Source organism: Paraburkholderia azotifigens (genome assembly GCF_007995085.1).
Taxonomy (GTDB): Bacteria; Pseudomonadota; Gammaproteobacteria; order Burkholderiales; family Burkholderiaceae; genus Paraburkholderia; species Paraburkholderia azotifigens.
Window position 1 is genome coordinate 1,136,715 of the sequence record NZ_VOQS01000001.1, and the last position, 11,450, is coordinate 1,148,164.

The window sequence follows — 11,450 nt, forward strand, 5'->3', positions numbered from 1 at the left end:
GGTTCGCCTCAGGGCGAAAACTGCAACGGGAAGTCCGAGGGCTTCCCGGGCAAAAAGCAAAACGCCACGGATTTCAGTCCGTGGCGTTTTGCTTTATGCGCCGCATATTCACATCGATTATCCGACTTGCATTCATTCAATGCTTTTCGGCTTTGTGCTGTGGTCGAACTGCGACACAGCAGCAATTCAATTCCAGATGCATCACCCGTTGCAGCGGCAACATAATGCAACGGGCGCGTTGCTTTTAAGCCTGCGCGTTCTCTTCGAAAAACTCGCGCACGACATCCATCTCGCGCGTGCGCTTGAACGGCGGCAGGCTCTGCCATATACGGCGTCCATACGGTTTGTCCACGAGCCGCGTGTCGCAGATCATCAGCACGCCGCGATCGGTTTCAGAGCGGATCAGACGGCCTGCGCCCTGCTTGAGCGTGATGACTGCCTGCGGCAGTTGATGCACGGCGAACGGACTCAAACCTTTCTTCGTCAGCGCATCGAGCCGCGCGGACAGCACGGGGTCGTCGGGCGGCGCGAAGGGCAGCTTGTCGATCACGACGAGCGACAGCGCATCGCCGCGCACATCCACGCCTTCCCAGAAGCTCTGGCTGCCCACGAGAATCGCATTGCCATACGAGCGGAACCGGTCGAGCAGTTCCGTGCGGCTCGCATCGCCCTGCACGAGCAGCGGCATGTTCCAGCCACGCGACTCGATCACGTCGCGCAACTTCGACGCAATGCGATCGACTGCGCGCAACGTCGTGCACAACATGAACACGCCGCCACCCGATGCTTCGATGGCAGGCAGCGCGGCCTCGAACACGGCATCGGTGAACATCGGCGACGACGGCTGCGGCAGATTGCGCGGCACGTAAAGCAGGCCTTGCGTGCCGTAATCGAACGGACTGGGCAGCGTCATCGAGCGGCGCGAGTTGAGCCCCATCTGCGCCGCGTAGTGCGCGAAGTCGCCCCGCACGGAAAGTGTCGCCGACGTGAAGATCCACGCGCGCGGCACGCCCGCCCGCTGCTTCGCGAAAATCGGCGCGACAGACAACGGGGTCTCGTGCAACTGCACCGTATGCGAGAAGACTTCGATCCAGCGGACCTTTTCGTTCGGATCGCTTTTCCCCGCTGCCGACGCGGCATCGGATGCCGCTTCGCGTTCCGTCTCGGTGGGTGGAGTCGTCCAGCCCGACAACACCTCCTGCAACTCGCGCGCGCGGCGCAGCAGCGCGGCCAGCGACTCGGCGCGCTCCGACTGCCCTGCGAGCGCGCCGGTGAGCGCATCGAGTTCGGTTTCGACGGCCTCGAGCGCCGGGAAGAGCGGATGATCGTCGGGCAACTGTCCGATCGACAGACGCACGGACTCTTCCTTGAACGCGAGCCGCACGTCGCGCGCCGAGCGTTCGAGCGCTGCACCGAGCTTCACCCAGTCGACGGCATCGCGTGCATGGCCGAGGCCCTCTGCAACCGAATCGCGCGCGAGTTCGAGGAACTGCGTGGTCGACAGCGTTTCGCCGAAGAACAGTGTCGCGGTTTCAGGCAACTGATGCGCTTCGTCGAAGATGACTGTATTCGCCGTCGGCAGCAGTTCGGCCATGCCCGTATCGCGCAGCATGATGTCGGCGAAGAACAGATGATGGTTCACGACGACGATATCGGCCTGCTGTGCCTCGCGGCGCGCCTGCATCACGAAACAGTCCTTGTAGTGCGGACACTCCTGACCGAGGCAGTTATCGCGCGTCGACGTCACCATCGACCACACGGCAGCCGTTTCAGGCACGCTCGCGAGTTCGGCCTTGTCGCCCGTGCGCGTGATCTTCGCGAAACGGATGATGTCCTGCAAATACGACGTTTCCTGGCGCGACGGCAGTCGGCCGTTGTCCGCCGTGCGTTGCAGATAGTAGTGACACAGATAGTTCGCGCGCCCCTTGAGCATCGCGACGGACACGGGCACGGCGAGCGCGTCGCGAACGGTCGGAATGTCGCGCTGAAAGAGCTGATCCTGCAGGTGCTTGGTGCCCGTGGAGACGATGACCTTGCCGCCCCACAGCATCGCGGGCACGAGGTACGCATAGGTCTTGCCCGTACCCGTGCCGGCTTCGACGATCAGCGTATTTTCACCGCCTTCGAGATTGCCTTCGGCAGACGAGGCTTCGTCCGCGTGAGCATCCGTCGCCGGTGACGATGGCTGCAGGCGCCGCGCGGGACGCTTCTGCGCCTCGAACATGGCGGGCTCGGGCATCGCGCGACCCGAAGCTTCCATCGCGGCCGCGACGGCACGCGCCATCTCGATTTGCGAAGCACGCGGCCGATAGCCGTCGATCTGACGCGCGAGGAGCCCATCGGCGGCGAAGATGTCGGCGAGTTCCGACGATCGCTTGTGAGTCAGCGACGCGGCCAGCGCGCCGCCGCCCGATGCGCCTTTTGCGGCGCGCTCGTCGCTGGCGGGCGCAGCCGCGCCCGATGCGTCATCGACGGATGCCGCCCGGGAAGAAGATTGAAGCGGTGAGTTCAAGGCAAGCGATTCCTGCAAAGTCCGGCGCGCCACACACTGAACGGGGCCGGCGCCTGCCTGGCCGCGCTGTCAGCTGCGTGCTTCCGGTTCAAGCTGCAATTGCAGCAAGATGATGGTGTCCTTGACCTTGAGTTTGCGCTTTTTCAGGCGCTGTATCTCGAGGTCGTCGATGCCGGGTTCCTCGGACATTCTGTCGATCAACCGGTCGAGGCCGCTGTGCTCCGACTCCAGTTGCAGAATGCGGTCGCGCAATGTGTCCGCGTTGATGACGCGATGATGGTCGCGCATGCTCGCCTCCTCTTTCGAAATGGCGAAGGCCGCGCTGCGCGGTCGCTCCGCTCGAGGTTGCTGTCCGGCCTGAAACGCGTTACGTCTGTTGCTGACTGATGTTGCCTGGCGATGCGGCTTGCTGGTGCGGCCTGTCGATGCCGCTTACTGCTGTTGCTGTTGCTTCTGTTGCTGTTCGAGCTGCTGTTGCTGCTTCGCCTGCTCTTCCTGCTTCTGTCTGGTTTTCTCGGCCGCCTGCTTCTGACGCTCTGTGACATCGGCCTTGTGCTGCGTCGCCTCCGTCTGCTTCTGTTCGAAGCGCTGCTGCTTCTCGACGCGCTCCTGAGCCTTCTGGGCCGCCTGACGATGCGCCTCGTCGAGCTTGCGCTGGAACTCAGCCTGCTTTGCGTCGTACGCCTTCTGGTTCGCCGCAGCCTGCGACGGCGAGATGCCGCGCTGCGCCTGATCGATCGCGTGCTGTTGCTGCTTCTGCTGATATGTCTGTTCGTTCGCGCTGCGCTGCGGCGCTTCTGCTTCACGCTGCGCCTGATTCAGTTGATGCTGGCGCTGCTTGTCCTCATACGCCTGCGCGTTGCGCGTGTCCTGCGCTTCGCGTGCGGGCGCTTCGGCTTCGTTCTGCGCGCGTTTGACAGCCGCCTGCTCGTCGCGTTGACGCGCGTGCTCCATGCGCTTTTCATCGTCGAGCGCAAGTTGCTCCTTGCGGATGTCGGCCGCGACCACGCGCATGTCATCGCGCGCCGAGTTCAGGCAATGATTGACGAAAAACTTGCTATAACAGTTGTGCTGGGCAACGGCGTAACGATAGTTGTTGTCAGCCGTGCGGGCATCGAGCGCCTTCTGACGCAGGTCGAAATCGTTCGAAGCCGATACGCCCGTAGCCGGCACACCCGAGGCGGCCACCGCCGGCGATGCGCCCATCGCGCTTTCCTGCGCCTCCGCCATCACAGGCGCAGCGGCCGCACAGGCGGCGAACGCGAGCGAAGCGGCAATTGCGACACGTCGAATGGACGCGGCAAACCCGACAGCGACGAAAGCAACGGGCGCCTTGCAAACGGGCGATGCCAGCGGGGATCGAAGCGGGGATCGAAGCGAGGATCGAAGCGAGGATCCGGGCGAAATGCGGGAGGTCGGCAACGTCGTAGATGGGCAACGGAACATGCCTGAAATTCTATCACCCCGCGGTTGAGCGCTCGGTCATTTATGGCAAAATGCCCCGCTTCAACGAGCTTTCACGCGCTTGCGCGCCTTTTCAGCAACCCGGCCGCCACGCCAGTCGCGGGGCGCGCCACAGTCGAATCCGGCAGGAACATCAAGACCCTATGACGGACACCGTAGCAATCAAGATCGTACAGCGCATCGCCACCGAACTGACCGTCCAGCCGCGCCAGGTCGCGGCCGCGGTGCAACTACTCGATGAAGGAGCGACTGTTCCGTTTATCGCCCGGTACCGGAAGGAAGTCACCGGCAATCTCGACGACACGCAACTGCGTACGCTCGAAGAACGACTGCTCTATCTGCGCGAACTCGAAGACCGCCGCGCCGCGATCATTGCGAGCATCGACGAACAGGGCAAGCTCACCGACGAACTGCGCACCGCCATCGAAAGCGCGGACAGCAAGCAGGTGCTCGAAGACCTGTATCTGCCGTATAAGCCCAAGCGCCGCACGCGCGCGCAGATCGCCCGCGAAGCCGGCCTGCAGCCGCTCGCCGACGCGCTGCTCGCGAATCCGCTGCTCGATCCGCAGACGGAAGCCGCGCAATACGTCGATGCCGAGAAAGGCGTCGCGGACGTCAAGGCCGCGCTGGACGGCGCGCGCGACATCCTGTCGGAGCAGTTCGGCGAAACGGCCGACGTGCTCGGCAAGCTGCGCGACTATCTGTTCAATCAGGGCGTCGTGACGTCGACGGTGGTCGAAGGCAAGGAAGGCGAAGAAGGCGAGAAATTCCGCGACTACTACGACTACTCCGAGACGATCCGCACGGTGCCGTCGCATCGCGCGCTCGCCCTCTTCCGCGGCCGCAATGCGGGCGTGCTGATGATCAAGCTCGGCCTTGGCGAAGAACTCGACGCGCAGGTGCCGCATCCCGGCGAAGCGATGATCGCGCGCCACTTCGGCATCGCGAACCAGGGCCGCCCCGCCGACAAGTGGCTCTCCGACGTGTGCCGCTGGTGCTGGCGCGTGAAGGTGCAGCCGCACATTGAAAACGAGCTGCTGACGAATCTGCGCGAAGAAGCCGAAAGCGAAGCGATCCGCGTGTTTGCACGCAACCTGAAGGATCTGCTGCTCGCCGCGCCGGCCGGTCCGAAGGCGGTGATCGGCCTCGATCCGGGCCTGCGTACGGGCGTGAAGGTCGCCGTCGTCGATCGCACGGGCAAGCTGCTCGCCACCGACACCATCTATCCGCACGAGCCGCGCCGCGACTGGGACGGCTCGCTCGCGAAGCTCGCGCGCATCGCAGCGCAGACGCAGGCGGAACTGGTGAGCATCGGTAACGGCACGGCATCGCGCGAAACGGACAAGCTCGCGAGCGAACTGATCGCGAAGCATCCGGAACTGAAGCTGCAGAAGATCGTGGTGTCGGAAGCGGGTGCGTCGGTGTATTCGGCATCGGAACTCGCCGCGAAGGAATTCCCTGAGCTGGACGTGTCGCTGCGTGGCGCGGTGTCGATTGCGCGCCGCCTGCAGGATCCGCTCGCCGAACTCGTGAAGATCGAGCCGAAGGCGATCGGCGTCGGCCAGTATCAGCATGACGTGAATCAGCGCGAACTCGCGCGTTCGCTCGATGCCGTCGTCGAGGACTGCGTGAACGCCGTCGGCGTGGATGCGAATACGGCGTCCGTCGCGCTGCTCGCACGCGTGTCCGGTTTGAACGCGACGCTCGCACGCAACATCGTCGATTATCGCGATGCAAACGGCCCGTTCCCGACGCGCGAGCATCTGCGCAAGGTGCCGCGCCTTGGCGACAAGACCTTCGAACAGGCTGCGGGCTTTTTGCGGATCAACGGCGGCGAGAATCCGCTCGACCGTTCATCGGTGCACCCTGAAGCATATCCCGTCGTCGAGCGGATGCTCGCGAAGATCGCGAAGAACGTCGGCGAAGTGCTCGGCAATCGCGATGCGTTGTCGCGGCTCTCGCCTGCCGAGTTCGTCGACGATCGTTTTGGTCTGCCGACCGTGAGGGACATTCTTTCCGAACTCGAGAAGCCGGGTCGCGATCCACGTCCCGAGTTCAAGACAGCGACGTTCCGCGAAGGCGTCGAGAAGATCTCGGATCTCTCGCCGGGCATGGTGCTCGAAGGCGTCGTGACGAACGTGGCGGCATTCGGCGCGTTCATCGACATCGGTGTCCATCAGGATGGACTCGTGCACGTGTCGGCGATGTCGACCAAGTTCATCAAGGATCCGCACGAGGTCGTGAAGGCGGGGCAGATCGTCAAGGTGAAGGTGCTTGAGGTCGACGTCAAGCGTCAACGGATCGCGTTGACCATGCGGTTGGATGATGATTTTGCCGCGGCCCCTGCACGGGCGCAGGATCGCGGGGCTGGCGGTGGTCGTTCGAGTGGTGCTGCCCGGCCCCAGCAGCAGCGGTCGCGTGGGCCCGAGCCTGTTAATGCGATGGCCGCTGCGTTTGCTAAATTGAAGCGGTAAGTGTGGTTTGCTGCGCAGGCAGTTGTGGTGATGTCTGCGCTGGCATCCGCGTTTTGCCTCTGGTTTGCTAGCGTTGCCCCTGTGCGGGGCGGCACCTACTACTTTTCTTTGCCGCGGCAAAGAAAAGTAGGCAAAAGAAAGCCGCTCACACCGCCAGTTTCTCTTCCTGCCTGCGGGCCCCCGACGGGTCCCGCACTCCACACGGCATCGCGCTATTTCATGTGCGTTGCCAGCGCCTTTAAGAGGCGCATCACCCATTCCACTCACCCGTAGCGCAGCCGGCGGCAGCGAATCGTCTGCGCCGCCCAGGTGGCAAACTGTGTGTAGGTTGTCGCACCTTACGCGTTGACGCTTCTACGACACCGATCCCGCTTTTCAGTCCGGAGTGGTGCACTTACGTCGCGACGGCCTACACACAGTTTGCCACCTGGGCGGCTGTGGACTTCCTGGTAACGCGGTCCGTGACGCGGGAATGTGAAGCGGGTGAGGCGTGAATTAGCGCATTGGCAACGTGCATGAAACAGCGCGATGCCGTGTGGAGTACGGGACCTGTTGGGGGCCCGCAGGCAAACACAAGAACTGGCGGTGTTAGCCCGCTTTCTTTGCTTACTTTCTTTGCGGCGGCAAAGAAAGTAAGTGCCGCCCCGCACAGGGGCAACGCAAGAAGCACCGATACGAAATCGCGGATGCCAGCGCAAAAACCCCTGGCCCGAGCAGGCAAACCGCAGATGCCAGCGAAACCCAAAAACCAAACAACGGCGACTAGCGTCGCAGACAAAAAAACCACTAGATTTCGATCTTGGTCCCCAACTCAACCACCCGATTCGCGGGAATACTAAAGAAATCCGTCGGCTTGGCCGCATTCTGATGCATCCACGCGAACACACGTTCGCGCCACACCGACATGCCCGGCAACTGCGTCGGCACGACAGTTTCTCTGGCGAGGAAGAACGACGTGTCCATCAACTCGAACGACATGTCATGCGATACGCTGATCTGTTCGAGCACGGCCTTCACATCGGGCGTCTCGTTGAACCCATATGCTGCCTTCACGAGAAACAGCCCGCCTCCGACGTCCTTCACCGTCAGCCGGTCCTTGTCGTCGACATAAGGAATGTCCCGCGTGATGAACGTCAGAAAGATCGTCCGCTCATGTAGCACCTTGTTGTGCTTGAGGTTGTGCAACAGGCTCACGGGAACGAGCGTCGCGCTGCCCGTCAGATAGATCGCCGTACCCGACACGCGATGCGGCGGATGCGCAAGCAGCCCCTGCACGAACGGCATCAGCGGAATACCGTCGGCCGCCGTGCGTTCCTTCACGATCATGCGCCCCTTGAACCATGTCATCAGCAGGAAGAACAGCAGCGCGCCAATACAGAGCGGCAGCCAGCCCCCTTCCGCCACCTTCAGCAGATTCGCGCCGAAGAAACCCAGATCGACGATCAGCAGCGCGCCAATGATCAACGCCACCACGCCCTTGTTCCAGTTCCACACCTTCACCATCACGACGCTGGCGAGGATCGTCGTGATCACCATCGTCGCCGTCACGGCAATGCCGTAAGCCGCGGCCAGATTGTCCGAACTCTTGAACGCGATGACGATGCACAGGATGATGAAGAGCAGCATCCAGTTGACGACGGGCACGTAGATCTGTCCGATCGCGAGCTCCGACGTGTGTAGGATCTTCATACGCGGCACATAGCCCAGCTGGATCGCTTGGCTCGTCAGCGAATACGCACCCGATATCACCGCCTGCGACGCAATGACGGTAGCAACCGTCGACAGCACCACGAGCGGCAGCAGCGCCCAGTCGGGCGCGAGCAGGAAGAACGGATTCTCAATCGCCTTCGGGTCGTGCATCAGAAGCGCGCCCTGGCCAAAGTAATTCAGCACCAGCGACGGCATCACGAGCGCATACCACGCGCAGCGAATAGGCGCCGCGCCAAAGTGGCCCATGTCGGCGTACAACGCTTCCGCGCCCGTCAGCACCAGCACGACCGAACCCAGCACAACATAGGCCTGCAACACGTGCGCCGACATGAACGAAAACGCGTAATACGGATTGAGCGCCTTGATGACTTCCGGCGACTGCACGATATGCGACAGACCGAGCACGGCGATAGTCAGGAACCACAGCACCATGATCGGGCCGAACAGCCGGCCGACCATCGCCGTCCCATGACGCTGGATCCAGAACAGCAGCACGAGAATCACCATCGTGAGCGGCAGCACCAGATGCGAGAGCTTCGGCGCCGCAATCTCCAGACCTTCGACCGCGGACATCACCGAAATGGCCGGCGTAATCACCGCATCGCCATAGAACATGCAGGCGCCGAAGATGCCCAGCATCATCAATAGCCCGGCCGCCTTGCTCTTTGTGTCGAACGAGCGCAGCGACAGCGCCATCAGCGCGAGCACGCCGCCCTCGCCGTTATTGTCGGCGCGCATCACGAACATCACGTACTTGATGCTGACGACCACGATGATGGCCCAGAACAGCAGCGAGATAACGCCGAGAATGGAGCTTTCGGTGAGAGGAATGCCGTGGGAGGGGCTGAAGGCTTCCTTCAGCGAGTACAGCGGGCTGGTGCCGATATCCCCGAAAACCACGCCGATCGCAGCGACTGCAAGCGATGGCAAGGGCTGCTTGGGGACGTGAGGGTTATCTGTCATAAACGCGAAAAGAATCCGTTCCTGAGCGGCAAAAACGAACGCTATTCTAAAGAATAGTGGCGTCAAAGCCCACCACCCGGCCCGTTGTGCGCACGCCACGCGATCGCGTAACGGCAGTCCAGTGTAGCATCGCGCCCTTGTTCCAGCCTGCGTTTGCGCGTGTCAAGAGTGGCTTTGTCAAATTTTTCTGGTCGCGCTGCGTGGCCATGCTTCGCCCATCTTCAGCATCTTCACCATGAAGCGGACAAAAAAACGGAGCCTCTCAAGGCTCCGTTTCAATCTGCCACGAATCGCGGCCATCGACTGGCGCGACGGCGGCGAAATACTAGCTGGCGTCCGTCGAACGCTCCTGGCCGCGCTTGATCCACGCGCTCAGGTTGTGCGGGCGCACGGTGTCCCACTCCTCGAACGGCTGGTGAATCCACGGGTTCGTCGCGAGATACTGGACGTGATAGTCCGGCTTCACCTTCGAGCACGCCTTCCACCACAACACGGCAGAACGCACCGCCGTGATCGCCGGATAGCGCTCCTTCAGATGCTGCTGCACACGTGCAAGCGTCACGCCGGAATCGACGAGATCGTCAACCAGCAACACGTTGCCCGACAGTTCGCCGCGCGTCATCGTGATGTATTGCGCGATATCGAGCTCGCCCTGCTCCGTGCCCGCCGCTTCGCGGTACGAACTGGTCGCGAGAATCGCGAGCGGCAGATCGTAGATGCGCGAGAGCTGATCGCCCACACGCAGACCGCCGCGCGCGAGGCACAGGATCTTGTCGAACTTCCAGCCCGATTCGTGCACGGCGAGCGCAAGCAGTTCGATCAGCCGGTGGTACTCGTCCCAGCCGACCCACAGGTTGCGGTCGTCGTTGCGCGGGTCCTTCATTTCAATCATCGGTACACCCTGAATCATGCTGCATTAAACCTTGAACGGGTGACGCAGAAGAATGGTTTCGTCGCGGTCCGGGCCTGTCGACACCATGTCGATCGGCACGCCCGCCACTTCCTGCACGCGCGCCAGATAAGCCTGAGCGTTGGCGGGCAGCTTGCTCCATTCCTTGATACCGACCGTGCTCTCCTTCCAGCCACCGAAGGTTTCGTACACCGGCTCGCAGCGCGACACTTCGTACGCGCCGCGCGGCAGGATGTCGGCGTCCTTGCCGTCGACCGTATAGCCGACGCACAGCTTCACTTCATCGAGGCCGTCGAGCACGTCGAGCTTCGTGATGCACAGGCCCGACACGCCGTTGATCTGGATCGCGCGGCGCAGCGCGGCGGCGTCGAGCCAGCCCGTGCGGCGCGGACGACCCGTGACCGAGCCGAACTCCTTGCCGACCTTCGCGAGCGTCAAGCCGACTTCTTCCTGACGGTTTGCGTTGTCTGCGTCGTACAGTTCGCTCGGGAACGGGCCCGAACCGACGCGCGTGCAGTAAGCCTTCGTGATGCCGAGAATGTAGTCCAGCTTCTGCGGACCGATGCCCGCGCCCGCCGTCGCCGCGCCTGCGACGCAGTTGCTCGACGTAACGAACGGATACGTGCCGTGATCGATATCGAGCAGCGTGCCTTGCGCGCCTTCGAACAGCAGGTTGTTGCCCGCGTGGTTCTCGTCGTACAGACGGCGCGACACGTCGGCCACCATCGGCTTCAGACGGTCGGCGTAGCTCAGCATCATGTCGAGCGTCTGCTGATAGTCGACAGCGGGTGCGCCGAGATATTGCGTGAGCACGAAATTGTGGAAGTCGAGATTCGCACGCAGACGCTCAGCGAACACTTCCGGCTGGAACAGATCCTGGACGCGCAGGCCGCGGCGCGCGACCTTGTCTTCATAAGCCGGACCGATGCCGCGGCCCGTCGTGCCGATCTTGCCGGCGCCGCTGCGTGCTTCGCGCGCCTGGTCGATCGCAACGTGGTACGGGAGGATCAGCGTGGTGGCTTCGGAAATGAAGAGACGTTTTTGCACGTCGACGCCGGCCGATTCCAGCTCTTCGATTTCCTTGAACAGCGCTTCCGGAGACAACACGACGCCATTGCCGATGTAGCAGGCGACGCCCGGGCGCATGATGCCCGACGGAATCAGACGCAAGATGGTTTTCTTGCCGCCGATGATGAGCGTATGACCGGCGTTATGACCGCCCTGGAAACGAACGACGCCTTGCGCGTGATCCGTGAGCCAGTCAACGATCTTGCCTTTGCCCTCATCACCCCACTGGGTACCCACGACGACGACATTGCGCCCAGGGTTCACATTCACTGCGCTGGCAGACATGTTGTTTCTTAAGCTGGTTAAAAACGTATTTTACCTATGTTCGCGGAAGGTTCCGGATTTTTTC

At 62.4% G+C, this 11,450-nt stretch carries 7 protein-coding genes; 1 reads left to right on the forward strand and 6 read right to left on the reverse strand.

Annotated elements, in window-relative coordinates:
- Positions 1 to 244: 244 nt before the first annotated feature.
- From FRZ40_RS05040 to FRZ40_RS05050, 3 genes are all read right to left on the reverse strand, one after another.
- Positions 245 to 2,512, reverse strand: coding sequence for a DNA repair helicase YoaA (locus tag FRZ40_RS05040; RefSeq protein WP_028368560.1), 2,268 nt, complete (start codon positions 2,510 to 2,512; stop codon positions 245 to 247).
- Between the two features lie 69 nt (positions 2,513 to 2,581).
- Entirely contained in the window at positions 2,582 to 2,800 is a 219-nt protein-coding gene (locus tag FRZ40_RS05045; protein WP_028368561.1) for a DUF465 domain-containing protein, read from the reverse strand.
- 144 nt (positions 2,801 to 2,944) lie between these two features.
- Complete coding sequence (locus FRZ40_RS05050; protein WP_420873846.1) at positions 2,945 to 3,718, reverse strand: colicin transporter; 774 nt, start codon at positions 3,716 to 3,718, stop codon at positions 2,945 to 2,947.
- 401 nt (positions 3,719 to 4,119) lie between these two features.
- On the opposite strand from FRZ40_RS05050, the gene FRZ40_RS05055 reads away from it, so the two are divergent.
- The gene (locus tag FRZ40_RS05055) at positions 4,120 to 6,450 is read left to right on the forward strand and encodes a Tex family protein (protein ID WP_147233537.1); all 2,331 of its coding nucleotides are present in this window, start codon (positions 4,120 to 4,122) and stop codon (positions 6,448 to 6,450) included.
- 786 nt (positions 6,451 to 7,236) lie between these two features.
- Here the strand turns inward: FRZ40_RS05055 and FRZ40_RS05065 are convergent.
- From FRZ40_RS05065 to FRZ40_RS05075, 3 genes are all read right to left on the reverse strand, one after another.
- Complete coding sequence (locus FRZ40_RS05065; RefSeq protein WP_028368564.1) at positions 7,237 to 9,123, reverse strand: potassium transporter Kup; 1,887 nt, start codon at positions 9,121 to 9,123, stop codon at positions 7,237 to 7,239.
- Between the two features lie 325 nt (positions 9,124 to 9,448).
- Positions 9,449 to 10,033, reverse strand: coding sequence for a phosphoribosyltransferase (locus FRZ40_RS05070; protein ID WP_028368565.1), 585 nt, complete (start codon positions 10,031 to 10,033; stop codon positions 9,449 to 9,451).
- Between the two features lie 6 nt (positions 10,034 to 10,039).
- Entirely contained in the window at positions 10,040 to 11,386 is a 1,347-nt protein-coding gene (locus FRZ40_RS05075; protein ID WP_028368566.1) for an adenylosuccinate synthase, read from the reverse strand.
- Positions 11,387 to 11,450 lie beyond the last annotated feature (64 nt).